The sequence below is a fragment of the Alistipes sp. genome (genome assembly GCF_048465635.1).
In the GTDB taxonomy this organism is placed as follows: domain Bacteria; phylum Bacteroidota; class Bacteroidia; order Bacteroidales; family Rikenellaceae; genus Alistipes.
The window spans coordinates 91,616-115,121 of sequence record NZ_DBFWLF010000009.1 but is presented as its reverse complement, the minus strand read 5'-3'; the positions used below and the strand labels follow the sequence as shown (position 1 = coordinate 115,121).

At 63.4% G+C, this 23,506-nt stretch carries 23 protein-coding genes; 9 read left to right on the top strand and 14 right to left on the bottom strand.

Annotation, left to right across the window (positions count from 1 at the left end; translation table 11 throughout):
• Nucleotides 1-2: 2 nt before the first annotated feature.
• Complete coding sequence (gene rsmG / locus ACMO9O_RS03945) at nt 3-626, top strand: 16S rRNA (guanine(527)-N(7))-methyltransferase RsmG (RefSeq protein WP_418982315.1); 624 nt, start codon at nt 3-5, stop codon at nt 624-626.
• Between the two features lie 5 nt (nt 627-631).
• The gene (locus ACMO9O_RS03940; RefSeq protein WP_418982314.1) at nt 632-1,180 is read left to right on the top strand and encodes an HXXEE domain-containing protein; all 549 of its coding nucleotides are present in this window, start codon (nt 632-634) and stop codon (nt 1,178-1,180) included.
• 10 nt (nt 1,181-1,190) lie between these two features.
• Here ACMO9O_RS03940 and ACMO9O_RS03935 read toward each other — a convergent pair whose 3' ends face one another.
• Entirely contained in the window at nt 1,191-1,616 is a 426-nt protein-coding gene (locus ACMO9O_RS03935) for a thioredoxin family protein (RefSeq protein WP_418982313.1), read from the bottom strand.
• Nucleotides 1,617-1,700: 84 nt separating this feature from the next.
• Nucleotides 1,701-2,735 carry a 23S rRNA (adenine(2503)-C(2))-methyltransferase RlmN gene (gene rlmN, locus ACMO9O_RS03930; RefSeq protein WP_418982312.1) on the bottom strand — a complete coding sequence of 345 codons (1,035 nt, stop codon included), beginning with the start codon at nt 2,733-2,735 and terminating at the stop codon, nt 1,701-1,703.
• Nucleotides 2,736-2,887: 152 nt separating this feature from the next.
• Here rlmN and ACMO9O_RS03925 point away from each other — a divergent pair, with 152 nt between their 5' ends.
• The 6 genes from ACMO9O_RS03925 to ACMO9O_RS03900 all read left to right on the top strand — a co-directional run bounded on the left by ACMO9O_RS03925 (nt 2,888) and on the right by ACMO9O_RS03900 (nt 9,566).
• Entirely contained in the window at nt 2,888-3,571 is a 684-nt protein-coding gene (locus ACMO9O_RS03925; RefSeq protein WP_418982311.1) for an energy transducer TonB, read from the top strand.
• 123 nt (nt 3,572-3,694) lie between these two features.
• Nucleotides 3,695-4,906, top strand: coding sequence for a GTPase HflX (gene hflX, locus ACMO9O_RS03920; RefSeq protein WP_418982310.1), 1,212 nt, complete (start codon nt 3,695-3,697; stop codon nt 4,904-4,906).
• Nucleotides 4,907-4,926: 20 nt separating this feature from the next.
• Entirely contained in the window at nt 4,927-5,583 is a 657-nt protein-coding gene (upp, locus tag ACMO9O_RS03915) for a uracil phosphoribosyltransferase (protein WP_418982309.1), read from the top strand.
• 66 nt (nt 5,584-5,649) lie between these two features.
• Complete coding sequence (locus ACMO9O_RS03910) at nt 5,650-7,488, top strand: LTA synthase family protein (protein ID WP_418982308.1); 1,839 nt, start codon at nt 5,650-5,652, stop codon at nt 7,486-7,488.
• 231 nt (nt 7,489-7,719) lie between these two features.
• Complete coding sequence (locus ACMO9O_RS03905) at nt 7,720-8,652, top strand: LuxR C-terminal-related transcriptional regulator (protein WP_418982307.1); 933 nt, start codon at nt 7,720-7,722, stop codon at nt 8,650-8,652.
• Nucleotides 8,649-9,566, top strand: a complete 918-nt coding sequence (locus ACMO9O_RS03900) for a cation diffusion facilitator family transporter (RefSeq protein WP_418982306.1) — start codon at nt 8,649-8,651, stop codon at nt 9,564-9,566. Before ACMO9O_RS03905 ends, ACMO9O_RS03900 begins: the two co-directional genes overlap by 4 nt.
• A gap of 118 nt (nt 9,567-9,684) precedes the next feature.
• Here ACMO9O_RS03900 and ACMO9O_RS03895 read toward each other — a convergent pair whose 3' ends face one another.
• From ACMO9O_RS03895 to ACMO9O_RS03845, 11 genes are all read right to left on the bottom strand, one after another.
• Nucleotides 9,685-11,775, bottom strand: coding sequence for a hypothetical protein (locus tag ACMO9O_RS03895; RefSeq protein WP_418982305.1), 2,091 nt, complete (start codon nt 11,773-11,775; stop codon nt 9,685-9,687).
• A 435-nt stretch (nt 11,776-12,210) separates the two neighbouring features.
• Nucleotides 12,211-12,471 (bottom strand): membrane protein insertion efficiency factor YidD, encoded by a 261-nt coding sequence (gene yidD, locus ACMO9O_RS03890; RefSeq protein WP_418982304.1) that lies wholly within the window; start codon nt 12,469-12,471, stop codon nt 12,211-12,213.
• A complete protein-coding gene (locus ACMO9O_RS03885) occupies nt 12,428-12,796 on the bottom strand; it encodes a ribonuclease P protein component (protein ID WP_418982303.1) in 369 nt (122 codons plus the stop codon). Before ACMO9O_RS03885 ends, yidD begins: the two co-directional genes overlap by 44 nt.
• A gap of 406 nt (nt 12,797-13,202) precedes the next feature.
• Nucleotides 13,203-14,066 (bottom strand): uroporphyrinogen-III synthase, encoded by an 864-nt coding sequence (locus ACMO9O_RS03880; RefSeq protein ID WP_418982302.1) that lies wholly within the window; start codon nt 14,064-14,066, stop codon nt 13,203-13,205.
• Nucleotides 14,067-14,099: 33 nt separating this feature from the next.
• Nucleotides 14,100-15,161, bottom strand: a complete 1,062-nt coding sequence (locus ACMO9O_RS03875; protein ID WP_418982301.1) for a DUF4271 domain-containing protein — start codon at nt 15,159-15,161, stop codon at nt 14,100-14,102.
• A 398-nt stretch (nt 15,162-15,559) separates the two neighbouring features.
• Entirely contained in the window at nt 15,560-16,735 is a 1,176-nt protein-coding gene (locus ACMO9O_RS03870; RefSeq protein WP_418982300.1) for a sensor histidine kinase, read from the bottom strand.
• A 126-nt stretch (nt 16,736-16,861) separates the two neighbouring features.
• Nucleotides 16,862-18,526, bottom strand: a complete 1,665-nt coding sequence (locus ACMO9O_RS03865; protein WP_418982299.1) for a S41 family peptidase — start codon at nt 18,524-18,526, stop codon at nt 16,862-16,864.
• Nucleotides 18,519-18,989 (bottom strand): hypothetical protein, encoded by a 471-nt coding sequence (locus tag ACMO9O_RS03860; RefSeq protein WP_418982298.1) that lies wholly within the window; start codon nt 18,987-18,989, stop codon nt 18,519-18,521. Before ACMO9O_RS03860 ends, ACMO9O_RS03865 begins: the two co-directional genes overlap by 8 nt.
• A gap of 13 nt (nt 18,990-19,002) precedes the next feature.
• Nucleotides 19,003-19,896 (bottom strand): 4-hydroxy-3-methylbut-2-enyl diphosphate reductase, encoded by an 894-nt coding sequence (locus tag ACMO9O_RS03855; protein ID WP_418982446.1) that lies wholly within the window; start codon nt 19,894-19,896, stop codon nt 19,003-19,005.
• Between the two features lie 53 nt (nt 19,897-19,949).
• A complete protein-coding gene (gene cmk / locus ACMO9O_RS03850; protein ID WP_418982297.1) occupies nt 19,950-20,651 on the bottom strand; it encodes a (d)CMP kinase in 702 nt (233 codons plus the stop codon).
• On the bottom strand, nt 20,638-21,315 hold the full coding sequence (locus tag ACMO9O_RS03845; protein WP_418982296.1) for a LysE family translocator: 678 nt from the start codon (nt 21,313-21,315) through the stop codon (nt 20,638-20,640). Before ACMO9O_RS03845 ends, cmk begins: the two co-directional genes overlap by 14 nt.
• A gap of 270 nt (nt 21,316-21,585) precedes the next feature.
• Here ACMO9O_RS03845 and ACMO9O_RS03840 point away from each other — a divergent pair, with 270 nt between their 5' ends.
• Entirely contained in the window at nt 21,586-21,891 is a 306-nt protein-coding gene (locus ACMO9O_RS03840; protein ID WP_418982295.1) for a DUF3467 domain-containing protein, read from the top strand.
• Between the two features lie 319 nt (nt 21,892-22,210).
• Here the strand turns inward: ACMO9O_RS03840 and ACMO9O_RS03835 are convergent, their stop codons facing one another.
• A complete protein-coding gene (locus tag ACMO9O_RS03835; RefSeq protein WP_418982294.1) occupies nt 22,211-23,500 on the bottom strand; it encodes a bifunctional folylpolyglutamate synthase/dihydrofolate synthase in 1,290 nt (429 codons plus the stop codon).
• Nucleotides 23,501-23,506 lie beyond the last annotated feature (6 nt).

Below are 23,506 nucleotides of genomic sequence, written 5' to 3'. Positions count from 1 at the left end.
ACGTGGAACTCCTGCTCAAATACTTTCCCGATCTGACCGCGGAGCAGCGCGCCCGTTTTGCCGCGCTCTACGACCTTTACGCTGCTTGGAACGCCCGTATCAACGTGGTCTCGCGCAAGGACTTCGACCAGCTCTACCTGCGCCACGTGCTCCACTCGCTGGCCATCGCCAAAGTGTGCACGTTCGCCCCCGGAGCGCGCGTGCTCGACGTGGGGTGCGGCGGGGGTTTTCCCTCCGTGCCGCTGGCCATCCTCTTCCCCGAAGCGCACTTCACCGCCGCGGACTCCATCCGCAAGAAGATCACGGTGGTCGAAGGGGTCGCCGCGTCGCTGGGGCTGGAGAACCTGACCCCCCGCTGCGTGCGGGTCGAGACGCTCCCCGAGCGGTTCGACTACGTGGTTTCGCGCGCCGTGACGGCCATGCCCGAGTTCGTCGGGTGGGTGTGGAGCAGGATCGAACGCGGACAGAAGGGGTCGCTTCCCAACGGCATCCTCTACCTCAAGGGCGGCGATCTGGCCGAAGAGCTGGCCCTGACGGGCAAGCGGTGGACCGTCTGCGAGATCGCCCGCTTCTTCGACGAGCCGTTCTTCGAGACGAAAAAGGTGGTCTATACCCCGAAAAAATAGCCGTGATGGCAGTCGAAACCCCTGTGTCCGGCCTGCTGCTGTGGCTGCTGCCCCTTCTTTTTCTGCTGCACGATGCGGAGGAAGCGCTCTTCCTGCCGCCGTGGCTGCGCCGCAACCGGGAGCACCTCGCGCGGCGCTTTCCCGCCCTGTCGCGGCGACTGCTTCCGCACCTGGCTGCGATCGGTCCCGCACGCTTCGCGGCGATGGCCGCCGAGGAGCTGGCGCTGCTGCTCGCCGTCACGCTCTATGCCCGGTTTACTCACGACCTCTATCCCTGGCTGGCCCTCTTCCTCGCTTTCGGTGCGCATCTGCTGCTGCACGGGGTGCAGGCAATCGTCGCGGGCCGTTTCCCGCCGCTCGTCGCCACCTCGCTGTTCGGGTTGGCTTACTGCGGCTGGGGCCTGCATGAAATGATAAACTCCCGGCTCTTTACGCTCCGGGAGTTCGTCCTGTGCGGCGCGGCGGGTTGTCTTTTCGCCGCGGTCAATCTCTATGCCGTCCATCGCCTGACGGCCTTTGCGGCCGGGTTGGCCGCCCGACGACGGACCCGCTGATCGGGACCGCTTATTTTTTCGGCCGTTGCCGGGCGCTGATTCTTTCGAGGTTGTCCATCAGCGTCTCGGCGTCGGAAGCCCCCTCGATGCGGCCCAGCAGTTCGCCCTCGGTGTCGAATACGAGGTAGAGCGGAATCGCTCCGTTGCCGTACTCCTTCATCAGCTCCTTGCCCAGCGGTTTGTCCACGTCGTACTTGGCCGCCACGAAGCGTTTGTCCATGAACTCCCCGACATCCTTGCGCGAGAATACCTCGCGCTCCATCATCCGGCAGGGCGGACACCACGTGGCGTAGAGGTCGATGAAGACCAGCTTATTCCCTTTGACGGCCATCTCGCGCACGGCGTCCGTCGACTTGGTTTCGAAGCGCACCTGCGCCCGGGCGACACCGCCCGCCAGGGCGAGCAGCAACGCGAACAGAATCGTTTTCGTTTTCATCCTTGCATGGTTTTTCCGGTTTCCGAGCAAAATCCGAACCGCAGCGGCGGAAATGCCCCACGAAGAACGGAATCCGCCGCTCCTTTATTGTCGGGCCTTCTCCTGGGTGCTCAGCAGTCCGCAGGCGGCCTGAATGTCCTCCCCGCGCGAAGCGCGGATGGTGGTCTGAATGCCGCGGGCGGTGAGCGCGTCGCGGAAGCGGATCATCTCTTCGTCGGGCGGCGAGAAGTAGGGCGATTCGGGAATCCGGTGGAAACGGATCAGGTTGATGCGGCACGGAATCCCGTTCAGCAGCCGGCACAGCTCGCGGACGTGGCGCGGCGTGTCGTTCAGCCCGCTCAGGACGATGTATTCGAACGAAACGCGCCGCTGGTGCGTGAAGTCGTACTCGCGCAGCACCCGCACCACCTCGGCTACGGGCCACGCCCGCTCGACGGGCATGATGGCCGCCCGCTCCTCCGGGAAGGGGTTGTGCAGGCTGACGGCCAGATGGACCTTCGTGGCGTCGAGCAGGCGCCGGAGCTGGGGCACGACGCCCGCCGTGGAGACCGTGATGCGCTTGGGCGACCAGCCGAAGCCCCACTCCGCGGTGAGTATTTCGAGCGAGCGGAGCACCTCGTCGGTGTTGTCCAGCGGTTCGCCCATCCCCATGAATACCAGGTTAGTAAGCCGGTCTCGCTCGGGCAGCGAGACGATCTGGTTGAGGATCTCCTCCGCCGGGAGCGACTGCTGAAGCCCCTGCCGTCCCGTGGCGCAGAAGCGGCAGCCCATGCGGCAGCCCGCCTGCGACGAGACGCACAGCGTGGCCCGTTCCGCTTCGGGGATGTAGGCCGATTCGATCGGATGGCCCGCGCGGGTGCGGAAGAGGTATTTTCGGGTTCCGTCCGCCGATTCCGACACCCTGACGGGTGCGGAGAGCGCCGCGGTGAAGCGCTGGGCGAGCCGCGTCCGGACCGCTGCCGGCAGGTCGGTCATCTGCGCCGGGTCCTCCGTATGGCGCTTGTAGAGCCAGCGGGCGATCTGCCCGGCGGCGAAGCGGGGCAGCCCCTCCTCCAGGCAGAGGGCCGCCAGCTGCTGCGGATTTTTTCCGTAAAGCGTCTCTTGGTTTGCCGTTTTCATGCTTCGGGCCGATCTTTTGCAAGACAAAAGTAGGCAAAAAATGAAGATTTTTGTGCGCGATGACGCGATTTTGAATTTTTATCTCTATATTTGTGGTGCATAGCGCGTCCCATACGCGCCGTTTGCCCGAACAATTATAATTCGAAAAATAGATGGAAATCAAGAAATCACCCAAAGCGGACCTTAAGAACAAGCGGGGTCTTCTGCTCGAAATCGGTCTGATCGTGGCGCTCGGTCTGGTGATCCTGGCGTTCTCCTACACGCCGAAAGAGCACCGGATTGAGAAAATCGACATGAACTACGGTCCCGTCGAGGAGGAGATCACCGAGATCACCCGTCAGGACCAGAAGCCGCCCGAGCCTCCCAAGAAGGTCGAGGTGAAGGTAATTGCCGACCTGTTGCAGGTGGTTACCAACGACACGAAGATCACCACCGACGTCGACTTCTCCGAGTTCGACGAGAACACGGAGATCGTTCAGCAGGTGGCCGTGGTCGAGGAGACTATCGAGGACGACCAGCCCTTCCTGATCGCCGAGACGATGCCCTCGTTCCAGGGCGGCGACCTCAACACGTTCCGCAACTGGGTGCAGCAGAATGTCAAGTTCCCCCAGATCGCCCTCGAGAACGGCATCCAGGGCCGCGTGGTCCTCACGTTCGTGATCGAGAAGGACGGCCGTCTGACCAATATCACCGTCCTGCAGACGCCCGACCGTTCGCTGTCGGAGGAGGCCATCCGCGTGCTGAACAAGTCGCCGAAGTGGTCGCCGGGCAAGCAGCGCAACCAGGTGGTTCGCGTCAAGTACACGCTGCCGGTCGACTTCCGCGTACAGAACTGATACGTCCGGCGGAATGATGGAAGGGTATCCTGCTTTCGGGCGGATACCCTTATTTGTAGCATCGTGTTTGCAGCGATGCCGCCGAAGGCACGCCCGGCGTGCCGTACCTAAAACACATACGATTTGGAAGAGAATAAGCGCAACATCCCCTCCGATGCGGCCGACACGCGCGAGCGCGCCGTGCTCGTGGCCGTGATCCGTGACCAGGACGAGCCGCGGCGGACGGAGGAGTACCTGGACGAACTGGAGTTCCTGGCCGAAACGGCGGGGATCGTGGCCGTGCGCCGTTTCACGCAGCGGCTGCCGCAACCCTCCTCGCGCATTTACGTCGGTCCCGGCAAGCTGGAGGAGATCGCCGCGTGGTGCGGCGAGCAGCAGATCGACGTGGTGATCTTCGACGATGAGCTTAGCCCGTCGCAGACCCGCAACATCGAGCAGGCCATGCCGTGCCGCATTCTGGACCGCACGCGCCTGATTCTCGACATCTTCCTCTCGCGCGCCCGCACGGCCTATGCCAAGACGCAGGTGCAGCTGGCCAACTACGAATACATGCTCCCGCGCCTCTCAGGCATGTGGACCCACCTCGAGCGGCAGCGCGGCGGCACGGGAACGCGCGGCGGCGCGGGCGAGCGGGAGATCGAGACCGACCGCCGCATCATCCGCAACCGCATCGCCAAACTCAAGGAGGACCTGCAGCGGATCGACCGTCAGATGGCCGTGCAGCGCTCCAACCGCGGCCAGCTGGTCCGCGTGGCGCTGGTGGGCTATACCAACGTGGGCAAGTCGACGCTGATGAACCTCATCGCCAAAAGCGAGGTCTTCGCCGAGAACAAGCTCTTCGCCACGCTCGACACCACGGTGCGCAAGGTGGTCTTCGACAACCTCCCTTTCCTGTTGTCCGACACGGTCGGGTTTATCCGCAAACTCCCCACGGAGCTGATCGAGTCGTTCAAGTCGACGCTCGACGAGGTGCGCGAGGCCGACCTGCTGATCCATGTGGTCGACGTGTCGCACCCCCAGTTCGAGGAGCAGATCGACGTGGTGAAGCAGACCTTGCAGGAGATCGGCGCGGGCGAAAAACCCGTCTATCTGGTCTTCAACAAGGTCGACGCCTATACCTACGTGGCCAAGGACGCGGACGACCTGACGCCCCCGACGCGCGAAAACCGTTCGCTCGACGAACTGAAACGGAGCTGGATCGCCCGGGAGAACACCCCCTGCATCTTCCTTTCGGCCCGCACGCGGCTCAACATCGACAAGTTCCGCTCCGACCTCTACGGCATGGTGCGCGAGATACACGCCGGCCGCTATCCGTTCAACAACTTCCTCTATTGACCAACCAAACTTCACAACCCATGACGTTGCATATCCTCAGCCAGCAGAACACCGTGCTCAACAAGTTCGTCGCCCAGATCCGCGACAAGCGGATCCAACGGGATTCGATGCGTTTCCGCCGCAACATGGAGCGTATCGGCGAGATCACGGCCTACGAGATTTCGAAAACCCTCGCCTATACGCCCCGCACGGTCGAAACGCCGCTGGGCGAGGCGACCGTCTGCGGGATCGACGACCGGATTGTCGTGGCGACGATCCTGCGTGCCGGGCTTCCCTACCATCAGGGATTTCTCAACTACTTCGACGATGCAGAAAACGCCTTCGTCTCGGCCTACCGCAAGAGCACGAAGGACGGCAAGTTCACCGTCAAGGTCGAGTACATCTCCTGCGGCAGCCTCGAGGGCAAGACCCTGCTGCTGGTCGATCCGATGCTGGCCACCGGATCGTCGCTCGTGCTGGCCTACAACGCCCTCTGCGAACGGGGCGGCACGCCCGCGCATACCCACGTTGCCGCGGTTATCGCCTCGGAGCAGGGCATCGACTACGTGGAGAAGAACATGCCGCGCCAGACGACGACCATCTGGGCCGCGGCGGTCGATGAGGAGCTTACCTCGCGCTCCTACATCGTCCCGGGTATCGGCGATGCGGGCGATCTGGCCTACGGAGAGAAGATTTAGCAACCCGCCGCCGCGAACGGCGGTTTTCCGGGGCACTAAAAGCGGCGTTACTCCCGTTAATAAGTGATGATTAAGCGAAAGATAGCATTCCTTCTGGCCGTGTTCTTCGCCACGGTCGCCCTGATGGCTGCGCAGAAACCCGTGTTTCTGCTCTGGTATTCCCACCTGGCCGCTTCGGCCGCATGGGGAGAGTGGATCGGAGTGGTGGTGCACGGACTGAAGCTCGACCTCACGGTGGCCGGGTACATTACCGCGCTGCCGCTGCTGGTGACGCTGCTCTCCCTATGGGTCCGTCTTCCCGACCGTCCGTGGCGGGGCGTGATGGCCGCCTACTTCGTCGCGGTGTCGGTGGTGACCGCCGTGATCTTCGCCGTCGATCTGGGCCTGTACGAGCATTGGGGTTTCCGGCTCGATGCGACGATCCTGATGTATCTGGCCGATCCCAAGGAGGCGATGGCCTCGGTCGATCTTTGGACGGGCATCCGGCAGACGCTCGTCTGCGCCCTGTGGGCGTGGGGCATGAGCTGGGTCTACCTGCGTGTTTTGCGCCTCTTCGACGGGGAGCGGCCCCGCCGCCGGGCCGCTGCCGGGTGGAGCGTGGCGGTGCTGCTGCTGGCCGGTCTGGATTTCGTCGCCATCCGCGGCGGCGTGGAGGCGTCGGTGGCCAACGTCTCGAAGGTCTACTTCAGCTCCAACCTCTTTCTGAACCACGCCGCCACCAACCCCGTCTTCTCGTTCCTCTCCTCGCTGGGCGACCGGACCGATTTTGCGGCGCAGTACGCCTTTTTCGACGAGGAGGAGCGCGCCGAACGCTTCGACGCGCTGCGCGGCAACGGGCCGAAGAGCGGCCCGACCGAACGGGTGCTCCGCACCGAACGCCCCGACGTGGTGGTGGTGATTCTGGAGAGCTTCGCCCGTTCGATCATGGACACCGACGCCGCGGGAGAGCCTGTCATGCCCAATCTGGAACGGCTGAAAGGGGAAGGCATCTGGTTCGAGAACTTCTTTGCCAATTCGTTCCGCACCGACCGGGGCGAGGTCGCCGTGCTGAGCGGCTTTCCGGCCCAGACGGGCGTTTCGATCATGAAACTGCCGGCCAAGAGCCGCAACCTCCCCTCGATCGCCCGTTCGTTGGGCCGCGAGGGGTACGACACGCACTTCTACTACGGCGGCGATCTGAACTTCACCAACCAGGCCTCCTATATGTATGCCACGGGGTGGCAGCGGCTGACCTGGCAGAAAGACCTCAAATTCGACCGCCCGGCCGCCGACTGGGGCTACGACGATGCGCTCATGTGCGACTACTTCGCCGACGAGGTGATCGCCCGCAGCGCCGAAGCGAAGCCCTTCCTGGCCGGGCTGCTCACGCTGAGCAGCCACACCCCCTTCGACGTCCCCTACGAGAAGTTCCCCGACCGGATGCTCAACGCCGTGGCCTTCACCGACGACTGCATCGGCCGCATGATCGGCAAGCTGAAGGCGTCCCCCGCGTGGGACAACCTGCTCGTGGTGCTGGTCGCCGACCACGGCTACCCCTTCCCCGAGACGCTGATGTACAACGAGCCGATGCGCCACCGCATTCCGATGCTCTGGCTGGGCGGCGCGCTGACCGGGCCGCGCGTGGTGGAGGAGTACGCCTCGCAGATCGACATTTGTGCCACGGTGCTCGCGCAGTTGGCCGTCGCCCACGACGATTTCGATTACAGCAAGGATATCTTCGCACCGGCCCCTCCCCGCAAGTTCGCCTACTACACCTTCGAGGAGGGCTTCGGGGTGGTCGACCCCACGGGCGAAGCGATCTGGGACGGCACGAGCGGCCGCGTGCTGCGCGCCACTTCGCCCGAGCTGCTGGACGTGGGCCGTACGATGCTCCAGACCACCTACCGGGACATTGCCGACCGCTGACCGGGCCGGTTGCAGGCCGAAGGGTTTGTCGACCGAATTGTCTGTCGACCGGTTGCCGACCGAACCGACCGCTGATCAGATTGTCCGCTGACCGGTCCGTTCGTGCTCCGATTCGTTCCGCATCTGTCCGCAGTCGCGCAGGAGGGGTTGCGGGCGGTAAAATACCTACGAATAGGTATGTCCGGCCTTTCGCTTTTTACGTACCTTTACCCGACGATAATTCGATGATCCATGTACCGATCAGGATGTTATACCGGCGATGACCGGATGTGCGACCTCGTGTGCGACAAATACCCCGTCCTCCAGGTGATGAGCCGCTTCGGCATAGCGCTCGGCTTCGGGGACCGGAGCGTGGCGGAGGTGTGCGCCGATGCGGGGGTCGATACGGCGACTTTTCTGGCCGTGGTCAACCTGCTGCTCAACCAGGCCGACGCGGCGACGCTCTCCGCGGAGGTCTCCGTCCGTGCGCTGACCGACTACCTGCGCAACTCTCACGCCTACTTTCTGGGCTTCCGCCTGCCGGCGATCCGGCGCAAGCTGATCGAAGCGGTCGATTGCAGCCGCAGCGACGTGTCGTTCGCCATCATGCGCTATTTCGACGAATACGTCGCCGAGGTCGACCGCCACATGAGCTTCGAGGACAAGACCGTCTTCCCCCATGTCGAAGCGCTGCTGGCGGGCGAGCGGAGCACGACCTACTCTATCGAACTCTTCCGCCGCCACCACGATCAGGTTGAGGCGCGGCTGCGCGAGCTGAAGAATATCATCATCAAATATTACCCTTCGGGCGGTACGAACTATCTGAACGGCGTGCTGTTTGATATCTTCACCTGCGAACAGGAGCTTGCCTCGCACAACGCCGTCGAGAACGAGATTTTCATCCCGGCCGTCGAGCGGCTTTCGGCCGACGGGTCGAAAGCCCCGGAACGGGAGACGCTGAGCGCCCGGGAGCGGGAAATCGTCGTCTGCGTGGTGAAAGGGCTGACCAACAAACAGATCGCTGACGCGCTCTGCATCTCGGCCCACACGGTCATCACCCACCGGCGCAACATCGCGGCCAAGCTCCAGATCCACTCGGCGGCGGGGCTGACGATCTATGCCATCGTCAACAAGCTCGTCGAACTGGCCGAGATCAAGGATACGATAACCGACACGCAGCCATGACGCACGACCACCAACACGACCATCACCACCACGACCACGGCCTCCGCGCGGGGGCGGTCTCTTCGCTCAACCGCGCCTTCATCACGGGTATCGCACTCAACGTCGCCTTCGTCGTCGTGGAATTCGTCGTCGGACTTTGGTCCGGGTCGATGGGTCTGCTGTCGGACGCGGGCCACAACCTCTCCGACGTGGCGGGGCTGCTGCTGGCCATGCTGGCCTTCCGGCTGGCGCAGGTTCGCGCCACATCCCGCTACACGTACGGCTACAAGAAGAGTACGATCCTCATTTCGCTGCTCAACTCGGTCATCCTGCTCATCGCCGTCGGGGTCATCGTCGTGGAGAGCATCCGCCGCGTGACCGATCCGGTAGCCGTCGGCGGGGCCGCGATCGCCTGGACGGCGGGTGTCGGGGTCATCATCAACGGCTTCACCGCGTGGCTCTTCCTCAAGGACAAGGACCGCGACCTGAACGTCAAGGGGGCCTATCTGCACATGGCCGCCGACGCGCTGGTCTCGGTGGGGGTGCTGGTCTCGGGATTGGTCATCTCGTGGACGGGGTGGACGCTGATCGACCCGATCGTGGGGCTGGTCGTCGCGGGGGTGATCGTCGCTTCCGTCTGGTCGCTGCTGCGCGACAGCCTGCGTCTGGCGCTCGACGGTGTGCCGGCGGGCATCAGCGTCGACGACCTGACGCGCCGCATGGCCGAGGTCCCGGGCGTCGCGTCCGTCCACCACGTCCACGTCTGGGCCATCAGCACCACCGAAAACGCCCTGACGGCGCATGTCGTGCAGACGGATCGCTCCTCCCCGGAACGGGTCAAATACGCGCTAAAAGAGCTGCTTGCTGCGGAGGGAATCGTCCATGCGACCCTCGAATTCGAAGCGCCCGGCGAGCACTGCGAGGGGCGGTGCTGAACCGATGAGCTGGAAATGAAAAACAGGCTGCACCGAAGTGCAGCCTGTTTTTCGTTCGGCGGCAAGCCGCCCTTGTGCGGAAGCGGACGGGAACGCTCCCGGCCTGCTCCGCCCGGCGTTACTGCCACCGGGAGCTTTTGCGGACCTGCGCCTTTACCGGCTGTTCCACCGTCGCAACGGGCCAGGAGCCTTTTGCAACGCGCGTCGGTGCGAACTTGCGGCTCGCGCTTCGCGGATCGTCCTGTCCGGCGCTCTTGTCCAAGACGGTCGGTACGCCCGTCCAGCTGCCCGTGATATGGTTCGGGACCGGATTGTCGTCGTAAATGTCCAGCGTAATGGTGTACTGATCCCCCGAACGGCCTACGATCACCTTTCCGGTGGTGAACGGCGCCTGCGACATGACCCAGCCGTCCTGATAGTCGCCCATGTACCACGAGTATTCGAGGTTGAACCCGTCCGTCAGACCGGGAACGCAGAGCAGGTTGTCGTTGAAGTTCGTCAGCTTGTCCACCTGATACTCGCCCGCGGGCAGTCCGCCTGCGAAGCCGGCCATCGGGGCTACCAGGTCGATGCGCAGCGCTTCGGTTCCATCCGCTTGCGTGCCGATGAATACGAACCAGTTGTCGCCCCTGACGCCCAGCAGGTCGGCGTAGTATTCGATGTCGCACGGCATGCCCGTGAGGTTGACCTCCCTGTCGCCCTCGAGGTTCGAGAAGACGCTCTTGTTCGCTACCGTGAACGTGCCGGTGAACGAGCCTTTGATCGTGTTGCCGTCGGCATCCACCAGATCGGCGGTGACGGTGTACTGACCGTCGGCGTATTCGATCGTCACCGTACCCTCCTGCACCATGCCGTAAAGCAGCGAGTAGTCATCCTCAGCGACGTAATACTGTTCGACGTGCGTGCCGTCCACCATCAGCCGGTCCATGTCGAACCGACCGGGCATCAGCGTCCCGGCGAACTGCGAACCCTCTACGGAGTAGGTTCCCGCCTTGATCTGGAGCGGTGTGTCCGTCGCCTCCGTGTAGAGGTCGAGCTTGAGGGTGTTGGTGGTGATGAAATTCTGATCGAAGTCGTTGTCCGACAACTCCAGCGTATAGTGTGCCGTGCCCTCTTCCGTGACTCCGTGGTAGGCGGCCTCGGGCAGGGTGAAGGTCGCCTGGACGTTCCCCTTCAGCCCCGGCAGCGAAATTTCTCCGCCGCCGCCGTCTTCGAATTCGATCATGCCTTCGTAGGAGACGCGGAACGTACGGCCGTCTTCGAACTTACCCGTCGCTTCGATCCGGTAGCCGTCGTCCGTGTAGGATACCGTCGCGGAGCACTCCGTAAGGAGCGTCGGTTCGGGCGAGGGTTCGCCCATTTCGTCGGTGGTGTTGTAGTCGCAGTAATCGATCATTCCCGTCATGTCGGCCGGCATGTCCGAGGTGAAGTGGTATGTTCCTTCGGGCAGGATTCCCGGTTCGCGCTCGATGGCGCAGAAATCGAGGTGCATGTACTGGCCCGCCTCGCCGAAGAAGGGGTTTTCGGCATCGCCGTCCATTTCGATGTCGCTCAGGGCGAGGTAGAAATCGCTCGCTCCGTCCTCGGTGACCTCGCTGGCCAGCAGTCCGAGCGCGAATTTGGCGTCGATCTCCACGTCGTAGGTCGGCGTGGGACCCGGCTTTTCACCGAAGTCGATCGCCCCCTCGTAGGTGCAGCCGAGCGTGCGCTGTCCGGAGAGCTGGCCCGCCAGCTCGATCTTGTAGCCGGCCGCCGTGTGGCTGACCTTCACCGTTCCGCCGAGCAGGATTTGCGAGTTGGCCCCGGCGCTGCCCTGCGCGTTGGCGGTCTCCAGCCGGCAGGCGTTCAGGTCGCCCTGTCCGGCTGCGGGTTTGCCGTCGACGAGCGTGTAGGTCCCCTCCGGCAGGGTGTTGGCCTGCTGTTCTGCGGCGTAGAGCAGGATGGTCACGAACTGGCCGGCTCCGGTGAGTTTCGGCGCTTCGGCCGTGCCCGTGATTTCGGTTGCGCTCATCACGATCCGGTAGCTGTTGGAGTTGTCCTCGGCGGCGTTTTCGGTGCGCGACCCGAGGGCGTGCTTGGCTGCGATGGTGATGGCGCTGCCTTCACCTCCTCCCCCCCCCGGGGTATCGGAATCATCGTTGCTGCACCCCGCAGCGAACGAAACGAGTGCCGCCAGCAGGCAGCAGGTGGTAAATCGAAGATACTTCATAGGTTGAAAATTGTGGTTATTTTGCATTTAACGGGTGTAAGATAGTGGTTCGAAACCGAAAATTCAAATCGGATCCGCGGGTCGGGGTGTCCGAAATTGCGTTTTTATGGACAATCGGGATGAAAAAATGAATAATCGTAAGTTGAAAGCCTCTCCTGCGGACGATCGTTAAGCGGATTCGGACCGAATGCTTATGATCCGCATGAAAAAATTTTTGCGATTTTTTTTGTGTTTTCACACCGATACGGCGTGTTCCGGCCGCCTGGGCCGCTTTGTTCAGTCGGCGGGCCGAATGCCGACCCCGAGGCTTGGGAGCGGGGTTGCAGGGACGGTGAAAAAGCGGGACCTTTGTGCCCGATCGGAAAAAATCTCGGATGTTTTTTCAATCGTAGTGACGCAACCGGGCGGCGGACCGAAAGGTCTGCCGCTATTTTTTCAGGGTACGGGGTCGTACCCGCTGCCGCCCCAGGGGTGGCAGCGTGCCAGCCGCCGCAGCGTGAGCCAGCCCCCTTTGAGGGGCCCGTACTTGCGCAGCGCCTCCAGCGCATATTGCGAGCAGGTGGGCGTGAAGCGGCACGAAGGGGGCGTGAGGGGAGAGATGCAGAGCTGGTAGCAGCGCACCACGACGATCAGCGGCAGGGCGCACGCCCGTTTAAAGCCGCTCAGCAACCGACTCGAGCACTTTGCGCACGGCATGGGCGATGGTTTTGTAGGGCAGCGCCTCTTTCGAGGAGTAGATCAGCGCAAGATCGAGGTTAACCGGCGCGCCGTTGCGGACGACCTGCTTTTGCAGCCGGTAGGCCTCTTTGGTGCGGCGGCGCAGCAGGTTGCGGCGGTTGGCCCGTTTGTGGAACTTCTTGGGCACGGAGAAGAGCACCTCCACCGTGGGGAGCGTGTCCGGCTCGGCATACCAGACGTAGCGGAACGGGTAGACGAATCCGCTCTCGCCGCTTTCGAACAGGCGGCGCACGGCTCCGAGCGAACGGAGCCGTTCCGAGCGGGGTAGCGTTTGGTCTGGCATGGCGGTATTTCGGTTATGCGGTCGGCTGATACTTCGACCGGGGATTTGCCGGCGGCGCCTCCATCCGGTCTATTTGCCGTGGGGTTGGTCGGCGTTTCGGTTTCGTCGTCCCGGTTTTATCGCCCGGCTCGTTGACCGCGGAGCATTCCGGGTGCGGTTCTGTCATTATGCCGGGCGGTCGTCGCTCCGGCTCATTGCCGGCGGAAAGTTGCGGGAACTGTTCCGTCGTTCGGCGTTTGTTGTTCCGGTTCGTTGGCCGAGGCGCGTCCCGGAGCGGTTCTGTCGTTATGCCGGGTGGTCGTCGCTCCGGATTGTTTGTCAGCGGGGTTGCGTCATGGGTCCGGATCATTCGGTTTGCGCTCTTCCCGGCTCGCGCTTTCGTCCGGTTGCCCCCCCCCTCTCTCTCCTATTTGCGCGTATCGGACGCGGGGCGGCGCGAGCGGGGCTTTTTGGCGAGCTTGTGCTGCTGGCTGCGGATGAACTCCTCCTTGCGGGCGTCGACCGTGAGGGCCACCGGTTCGATCGGCTCGCCCTTCTGCACCTTGTTGATGTAGAGGTCGATCGCCTTGACCATCGAGGGGACCTCGGGCGTGGGCGCGTTGGCCAGCACGGTGATCCCTGCGTCGAGCGCGGCGCGCAGCGTCCCTTCGCCGAAGACCGCCACGGGCGGCAGATCGTCGGTTCCGAACCGCTCCACGAGGGTCTTGACGTCCGACGGCGAGTAGAGCGCCAGCAGGTCGTAGTCCGCGAGCCGGACCTCCTCCAGCTCGGCGGCCACGGTGCGGGCCAGGATGACCGGATCGACCGACAGCTTGAGCTTGGCGAGCGTCTCGGGCAGCTCGGGCTTGTGGGGTTCGCTCAGCGCCAGCAGGAACTTCTCGTCCTTGTGCTTGATAATCAGCTCGATGAACGAGGTGAAGGTTCCGTCGGCGAACGAAATCTTGCGCTTGCGGTAGACGATGTATTTTTGCAGGTAGAGCGCCACGGCCTCCGTCTGGCAGATGTATTTCATGGTCTCGGGCACGGTGATGCGGGCCTCTTCGCACAGGTGGAAGAAGCTGTCGACCGTGGTGCGCGAGGTGAAGATGACCGCCGTGTGGCTGAGTATCTCGACCCGCTGGGCGCGAAACTCCTTGAGCGTGACGCCTACGACCCGGATGAACGGCTGGTAGGCGACTTCGACATTGTATTTCTGGGATAGTTCGTAGAACGGAGCCTTTTCGACGATTGCGGGCTTCGGCTGCGAAACCAGTACTCTCTTAACTTTCAACTTCGATCCAAATTTAGGTTGTTGTCAGCCGTGTCACCTTGTTGCGACCAGCCACAAAAAACTGATTGGGAACACTTCCACGATGCAAAGGTACAAAAACCAATGCAAAATTGAAATTTTTTTAGAAATAAAGAGATTGAGGGCCTCCCTGAGGTATAAGACGACCGTTACGGCCAATTCGATGACGATCAGCAGGAACCACGTATTTCCCGTCCCCCGCGGACAGAGCGCGAAGAGCAGCAGGGCGGGCGAAATGACGATCACGGCCAGCGAGAAATAGGTCCGCCGCAGCAGCTGCAGCTGCGCCGTGAAGGGCTGCGCCAGCGTGACGGCTCCGGCGATCCGCACGGTGGCCCACTGGTAGAGAATCACCGCCAGACACCCTGCCGTCGCCAACAGGCTCAGGACCAGCACCGCGCCGTGGGGGAGCAGCTCCAGCAGCGCTGCGGGCATCAGCGAGTCGCCGTACTTGACGGCCAGAATCCCCAGAAACAGCATGCCGATGGCGGAGGTGGTGTTCAGGAAGCGCATGAAGCCGTTGCTGCCGGGGTCGTCGAAGAGGCGCTTGCCGGAGGTCGTGTCGCGTGAAATGCGGCTCACGAGCGAACGTACGTCGCCGAGGTTGAAGTAAAGAAGCAGGGCGTAGGCGGCGGCCAGCAGCAGCACGAACCCCTGGAAGACGGCGTTGTCCGTAAGCGACGGCTGCTGCCGCGGAGGGAGCGGCTGCGGCGCTTCGAGGGTGGCGTGGGGACCGAAAACAGCCTCCGCGGAGACCATCGAAGCGGATGCCGGTGCGGATTTCGGTGCGGTTGCGGCGTGTCCCGCAAGCTGGAGCCGCAGCGTATCGGCAGTCCCGTAGACCGGGAAGGGCCAGTCGTAGGAGCGGTCCGCCTGCGCGAGCGTATCGGCGACGGGTAGTTGCGTCCGGTCGGCATTTTTCGCAGGGCGCGTGCTTGCTGTCAGCCGCTCCGATCGGTTGGCGGTTGTTCCCGGTTGCTCCGTCGCGGGCCTCTCCGTCCGATTGGCGGTTGTTCCCGGTCGCTCTGTCGCGGGCCTTTCCTGTCGGTTGACGGTCTCCGTCCGTTGTCTCTCCATCCCGGACCTCTCCGTCCGGTTGACGGTTGCTTCCGGTCTCTCCGTCCGCTGCCGCTCGCCCCCCGCTCTTTCAGCTCCTGCTTGCTTCGCCTGCGGTTGCTCCGTCCGGGATTGGTACTCCGTGCGCTTCGTGCGGGCCGGAGCGGCTGACTGTCCCGGCTGTGCCGTGCGGGAGGTGTCCGCTGACCGCGCCGTGTCGCGGGGAATGCCGCTTTTCGGAGCGGTGCGTACCGCCCATTTCGGGTCCTCGGCCGGTAGAGCGTTCCGCCTACCCGCAGCCTCTTCCGCCCGGATCGTCGTCAGCGACGTATCCGCCCGCAGCCCGGCACTCATCCCCGCCGTATCGACCGGAGCCGCCGCAGGGGAGATCGGACCGGTGTATATCCCCGTGCGGTCCATCAGACGAAGGTGCGTTTGAGGGTGATGCGGATGGTCGTGCCCTTGCCGGGTTCGGAGTCGATCACCGCGATGCGGCCCTGGTGGTACTCCTCGACGATGCGCCGCGAGAGCGACAGCCCGAGGCCCCAGCCGCGGGTCTTGGTCGTGAAGCCCGGTTCGAAGATGCGCTTCCAGTTACTCTTGGCGATGCCCTTGCCGGTGTCCTTCACGTCGATCATCACGTTTTTGTCGTCCGAAGAGATGTAGACGTCGATCGCCCCGTGCCCCTGAAGCGCGTCGAGCGAGTTCTTCATCAGATTCTCCACCACCCACTCGAACAGCGCGGCGTTGACGTTGGCCTGCACCGGAGCGATCGCCAGCCCGTTGTAGTCGAGCGTCACGTTGCGCGGAATGCGCTTGCGGAAGTACATGACCGATTCACCGACGATCTCGTTGATGTTCGCGGGCGTGAGCGGCGTTTCGGAGCCGATCTTCGAGAAGCGGTCGACGATCTTCATCAGGTGCGTGAGGTCCTTGTTCATCTCCTCCACCGCACTCTGGTCGACCTGCTGCGAGCGCAGGTACTCGATCCACCCCAGCAGCGAGGAGGTCGGCGTGCCCAGCTGGTGGGCCGTCTCCTTTGCCAGTCCGATCCAGACGCGGTTCTGCTCGTCGTGCTTCGAGGAGCGGAAGGCGATGAATCCTAACAGGATGAATGCCGTGATGACCAGCAGCTGGATGTAGGGGAACCAGTAGAGCGATTTGAGCAGGCCCGACTTGCCGTAGAAGATGATGTGGTAGTGTTCGCTGGTCCACCAGAAACGGACCGGCAGGGGGGTGTTCTCCTCGGTAAACTTGTCGATCTGGCGGCGCAGCCGGTCCGGATGGTCGATGATCTCCTCCGAAATCAGGTGCGAATTGATGATCTCCAGATTCTCGTTGGTGATGATGAAGGGGATGTTGTTCTTGTTGGAGATGATGTCCTTGACCAGCGGGTCCTCCATCGCCCCGCCCATCACATCGCGGTTCACCCGCTCCATGGCGTGCGCCCAGAGGGCCACGTCGTGCTGCTCCTTTTCGCGCAGCCGCCGGGCCATGTCGTTGGTGTAGATGAGCGAAAGCGCCCCCAGCACCACCCCGACGATGATGACCACCATCCGGTTGCGGAACGAGAATATGTCGCGGCGAATCTTCATGGGTTTCGTTGGCGCTGGTTAGGCGGACGGTTGTCTACTGAGCGTTCCGTTTTAGCGGAACGTAATTTCGTTGTCTCTTTGGCTATAAACCGGGGCTTTGCCCCCTCCCTCCTCCCGGCTTCGGGGTTACTTGCGCGCGGTGTCCTGCTCCGCGGTGATGCGGCGGTACTCGGCCGTATCGCGCAGAACTTCGACGGCGCGGGCGACCTCCGGGTCCTTGCGCATGGCGTGTTCGATCACCCCCGCCGCGTAGCCGTGACGCTGCACGATGTCGTTGTTGATCGTCTCGACGATCTGCTCGCGGTAGGTGTCCAGATTGGTCTGCGTGTCGTCCTTCAGCTCGGCCTCCACGCGCTCGAACCGCTCGGTCAGATCGCCGAAGCGGTCGTTCTCGGCCGCTTTCCGCAGCGCCTTGAGCGCCTGCCGCGTGTCCGATTCGTAGGGAACCTCCTTCTCCTTCATGAACTCCTTGAAATCGGCGTAGTCCGCGTCGGTGATCGAAAAGGTCCCCACGTCGATCCGCTGTCCGGGGTGGCGGCGCATGTAGTCGTCGCCGAAATCCTCGATGAATCCCAATGCGTAGAGCGTCATGGCGAAGCGGCTGATGTACTCCGGCTCCATCCTGATGTCGGGCATCACCCCGCCGCCGTCGTAGACCCTGCGGCCCGCGCGGGTGGTGAACTCGTTGATGAGCGAGTCGGGCACGGCGCTCACGGCCCCCTCCTGCGAATGCGAGTAGTCGATGGCCTGGATGCAGCGGCCCGAGGGGATGTAGTATTTGGCGGTGGTCATCTTGAGCATCGTGTTGTAGCCCAGCGGCCGCGGAGACTGCACCAACCCCTTGCCGTAGCTGCGCTGGCCGATCAGCACGGCGCGGTCGAGGTCCTGCAGCGCTCCGGCGACGATCTCCGAGGCCGAGGCCGAGTTGCCGTTGATAAGCACGGCCAGCGGCAGTTCCGCAAAGAGCGGCTCCGCTTCGGTGCGGTAGGTCTGCTTCGACTCCTCGGTGCGCCCTTTGGTGCTGACCACCTCGGTCCCCTTGGGTACGAACAACCCCAGAATCTTGACCGCCTCCTGCATGATGCCGCCCCCGTTGGAGCGGTAGTCGAGGATCAGCCCCTTCAGTTCGCCCTCGCTGCGCAGACGATCGACAGCCGCGCGCAGCTCCTCGAAACTCCCCTCGGTGAAGTCGCCGTGGCGCAGGTAGCCGATCCCCTCGGCGGCCCAGCCGGCGTAGGGAACCCCCGGGATGGCGATCCGCTCGCGGCGGATCGTGACGGTCTGCTGCGTGCCGTCGAGGTGTTCGACGCTCACGCGTACCTTGCTGCCCGGTTCGCCCTTCAGATGTGCAGAGACCTGCTCGGTGGTCATCCCGCGGGCGTCCTTGCCGTCGATGGCGACGATCTTGTCGCCGATGCGCAGCCCCGCCCGGTCGGCGGGCGACCCCTGGTAGGGCTGGGCGATGCGCACGTAGTCCTCTTTCTGGCGGATCAGCGAGCCGATGCCGCCGTATTTTCCCGTGGTGAGCAGCTCGAAGTCGGACATGCCCTCCTCGGGGATGAACTCCGTGTAGGGGTCCAGATCGCGGACCATCCCCTCGGCGGCCATCTCCATCAGGTGGTCGGGGTCGATCGGATCGACGTACCCGAGCGACAGTTCGCGCATCATGTTGACCGTGATCTCCATGTTGCGCCCCAGCCCGAAGTCGTTGTGCCGGGCGAAAATCGCCATCCCCGCCGCGGCTGCGCAGAGCGCGGCGATGAGAACATATCGAAAACTCTTTTTAATCATTGCGTGTCAGTCGTAGGTATGAATCCAGCCGGTACATGACCCGTGCCACGCCGCGGCGGATGCCGTCGACGAGGATCCGGTCTCCCTGCTGCGAAACTCTTATCTCGTCCTCGCCCAGCAGCATCAGTTTGTGCAGCAGGCCGTCGGCGCGGAAGATCATCACGCCCTCCTGCTCGCTGCGGAGCGAAAACCGGGCCGATTCGAATGCGTTGACGATCTGTTCGCGGTTGCGGACCACGTCCCCCTCGACCGTGCGCACCACGAAGCCGAACTTGGGGTAGAACGCCGAAAGGAGCACGATCACCCCGATCAGCATCCACCCGCGCTGGGTGTGGAACAGCACGTCGGCGAACTGGCCGAACGACAGCGGGGACATCCCCGACGCCACGTTCAGCGCCATGATCGCTGCACATAGAACGCACAGGGCGCAGAAATATTTTAACGAACGGACAAGGTATTTCATAGCGATTAACGATTTAGCGTTCATTCTCAGCCGGTCTCTCCGGCTGTTCGGGAGCGGCGCGCAGGGCTTCGGCCACCTGCTGCATCAGCCACTTGGGTGTCGAGGTCGCGCCGCAGATGCCGACCGACTGCGCCCCGTCGAGCCAGCGGGGGTCGATCTCCGACGGCTCCTCGATGGTGTGGGTACGGGGGTTGGCGCGGCGGCACACCTCGAAGAGCACCTTGCCGTTCGACGACTTGCGGCCGCAGACGAAGAGCACCGCGTCGAACCGCCGCGCGAACTGCGCCAGGTGCTGCTCGCGCCCCGAAACCTGCCGGCAGATCGTGTCGTCGATGCGCACCGCGTCGGGATCAGCGGCCCGGCGCCGCATTTCGGCCCCCAGCTCCTCGAAGAGGGCGATGCTCTGCGTGGTCTGCGAGAGGAAGTAGACGGGCCGCGTGAAGTCGATCAGAGCGAGGTCGTCCGCCCCTTCGATGACGATCGTCCGCTCGGCGACCTGCCCCGTAAGTCCCACCACCTCGGCGTGTCCGCGCTTGCCGAGGATCACGACCTGCCCGCCGACGGGGCGCATCTGCTCGTGCGCCTTTACCACGCGGGCCTGCAGCCGCGCCACGACCGGACAGGTCGCGTCGATCACCTCGATGCCGAGGCGTCGCGCCGCCTCGAAGGTCGTCGGCGGCTCGCCGTGGGCACGGACGAAGAGCCGGCAACCGCCCAGCCGCTCCATATCGGGATGGGTCACTGTGCGCAGCCCGAGCCGTTCGAGCCGCTGCACCTCGATGCGGTTGTGAACGATGTCCCCGAGCGAGTAGACCGTACCCTCCCCGGCGAGCGCCTTTTCGGCCTCGCTGATCGCCCGGACCACGCCGAAGCAGAATCCCGATTTATCGTCGATTTCGATTTGCACGGTCATGTAGCGTATCGTTTACGGAGTTGCTTCCCGTCTCCGACGGACCCGCCTTATTGCCGGATTCGCACGCGGTATTCGTCCATGAACCACTCCATCTGCTCCGCGACGCTCATGCGGCTGTTGTCCAGCACCACGGCGTCCGCAGCCTGCCGCAGCGGCGAGATGGCGCGGCCCATGTCTGCCTTGTCGCGTTCGCGGACGTTGCGCTCGATCGCTTCGAGCGACACGCAGTCGCCTTTGGCGCGCAGCTCGTCGTAGCGGCGCTGCGCGCGCACCTTGGGATCGGCGGTCATGAAGATTTTCAGCTCGGCGTCGGGGAAGACCACCGTGCCGATGTCGCGGCCGTCCATCACCACGCCCCGGCGGCGGCCCATCTCCTGCTGCATGGCCACCAGCTTGCGCCGCACGGCCGGGATGGCGCTCACGCGGCTGACGCAGTTCGACACCTCGATGGTGCGGATCTTGCCCTCGACGCGGTCGCCGTTGACGTAAATATCGCTGGCCCCGCGTTCGGGGTTGAAGCGGAAGGTGATGCTGATCTGCGGGAGCAGCGCTTCCACGGCGTCCTCGTCGACGATCCCCGAGCGGATGGCTCCGTGTTCGAGCGCATAGAGCGTCACAGCGCGGTACATGGCGCCCGTGTCGATGAAGATATAGCCCAGGCGGGCGGCGATGGCTTTGGCGAAGGTGCTCTTACCGCACGACGAGAAGCCGTCGATGGCGATGATGATCCGTTGTTCAGTGTCCGACATTGGGGAAGATGTCAAAGAAGGTCGATAATATGGTGTAAACGCCCAGCAGCCCGATGATCAGTCCCGCGACGTGGTTGATCGTGAGCATGTGCCGCGGGCGGAAGCGGCGGCGGAAGAGGTTGATGACGAACGCCAGCAGGGTCCACCACGCCGTGGCTCCGCCCAGGAATCCGGCGATGATGAACACCGCGCGCAGGAAGCCGCCGAAGCCGCCCTGCGCCATGTCGCTGCCCGAAATCTTGAAGATGGCGAAGAAGGTGAGGATATAGGGGATCACCAGGATGAAGTTGGCGATCGTCAGTCCGAAGATCGAGGCGAAATCCTGCCAGAGCGAGCTTTTGCCCGCGCGGTTGCGGCGGATCTGCGGCACGGGGTTCTGCGAGAAGATGTAGACCCCGATGATGACCACGAAGATGCCGGCGACCACCCGCAGCAGCGTGTTGTACTGCTCGATCTGGGCCTGGAGGATCGAGTAGAAGAAGAGCGCGGCCATGGCCATGAACGTGTCGGCGCACGCCACGCCCAGACCCGATACGATCCCCGAGCGGCGGCTCTTGGAGAGCGTGCGCTGGATGCAGAGCACCGCCACGGGTCCGACGGTGATCGACGCCGCCACACCCACGCAGATGCCGCGCAGCAGGACTTTGAGAATCTCGAATGCCATTTTTCGCCTTGCTGGGAAATTTAGAGGAAACAAAGGTACGAAAAAGGTTCGATATCCGCCAATGCGACGGCAAAAAAAGGCGGAGAGGGGGTGTCCGAACGGGCCGGGATGTTGATAAAATATCGAAAACTTTGACACGGGCGGCGCATAGCGGATGCCGGGAATGAATATCTTTGTCCTATTAAACGCGCTTGCGGAAGAGGCCGCTACCACGTTCGGGCCGGGCGCACGCTTTTTGCACGTGCTCCGCGAGAGAAAATGACCTATCCTATGGCAGAGATGAAACAATTCGGCCTCGACATCGAGATCGACGACGCGACGGCCCAGGGCAACTACTCCAACCTGGCGATCATATCCCACTCCACCTCGGAGTTCATCATCGACTTCGCCGTGGTGCTGCCGGGGGTCGAGAAGGCGCGCGTCAAGAGCCGCGTGATCCTCACACCCGAGCATGCCAAGCGCCTGCTGCGTTCGCTGCAGGACAATATCGTGCGTTACGAGAGCAACGTCGGCAAGATCGAAATTCCCTCGCCCCAGCCCACGCCCGACGCCGGACCCAAGATGGGGCAGGCGTGACCACCAATTAAGAATTAAGAATTAAAAATTAAAAATTGGGGTGTCTGCCGTCCGGCTGATTTTGCGCTGCGGACGGATGTAGCAACCAAACGCGCGACCCGTCGGGCCGCGCGTTTCCTTTTCGTTGTTGCCGGTATATCTTGCGCCGCACTTTCCGCCGTGGATAGGCGTTGCCGATGTTGCCGCATAAACCTCCGCGCCCTTTCCGCCGTGGGAAGGCGTTACCGTTGTTGCCGCCTATTTTCCCTGTGCCGCCCGTTCCGAAAGGGGGAAACCGGACGGATGCGCGTGATCGGATTCCGTTACCGATTCGTCCGTATCAAAGCGCTTCCGCCACCACGTAGGTGCTCCCGCCGATGAAGATCATATCCTCGGGTCCGGCCAGTTCGTGGGCGCGCGCCACAGCGGCGGGAACCTCCGCGACGGTCTCGCCCCGCAGGCCGTAGATCGCGGCTTTGGCCGTCAGCTCGGCGGCGGGCAAAGCCCGCTCGGTGCGGGCCTGCGTGAAGATGTAGTGCGCTTCGCGGGGCAGCAGCGGGAGAATATGCGCCAGATCCTTGTCCTTCACGAAGCCGATGACGCAGTAGAGCGCCTTGTGCGGCGTGGCGCGCAGCTGCTCCGCCACGTATGAGATGCCGTGGGCGTTGTGGCCCGTGTCGCAGACCGTGAGCGGTCGCTCGCCGATCCGCTGCCAGCGCCCTTGCAGGGCGGTGTTGGCCCCTGCGTCCCGGGTTCCTTCGAGGTAGGCGCGGCGCGAGATGGTCAGCGGCGTCTCTTCGTGCAGGAAGTCGATCGCCGCGGTGGCCGTCACCAGGTTGCGGCACTGGTAGTTGCCCCTGAGATCGAGTTGGATGTCGAACGCCCGCCCGTCGCGGGCGCGGCGCAGGCGGAAGTGCTGCCGGTCGCCCTCCGTGCGCTGCTCCTCGCAGGCGAAGGCGTGCTCGGCGTAGACGATTTTCGAACGGTTCGCGGCGGCCGCCTGCTCGAAGACCGCGTTGTAGCGCTCGTCGGCCTCGCCGATGACCACCGGGATGCTCTTCTTGATAATCCCGGCCTTCTCGGCGGCGATCTTCTGCAGCGTGTCGCCCAGCAGATCGGTATGCTCCAGCCCGATGTTGGTGATGACGCTCAGCACCGGGACGATGATGTTCGTCGCGTCGAGCCGCCCGCCCAGCCCCGTCTCGATCACCGCCACCTCCACATCGCTCTGCGCGAAGTAATCGAAGGCCATCGCCGTGGTCATCTCGAAGAACGAAAGCTCCAGTTCGACCATCTTGTCGTGGTGTTTGTCCACGAAGTTGACCACCTTCTGCTTTGGGATCATCTCCCCGTCGACGCGGATGCGCTCGCGGAAGTCCTGCAGGTGCGGCGAGGTGTAAAGCCCCGTCCGGTAGCCGGCCTGCTGGAGCACCGAGGCGATGATGTGCGACACGGAGCCTTTGCCGTTGGTCCCCGCCACGTGGATGGTGAAGAAATTGCGCTGGGGGTTGCCCATATGGCGGCAGAATGCGGTGATCCGCTCCAATCCCGGTTTGTAGGCTGTCGCGCCCTTGTTTTCGAAGGCGGGCAGCGCGGTGAAGAGGAATTCGAGGGTTTGGGTGTAATTCATGGCGGA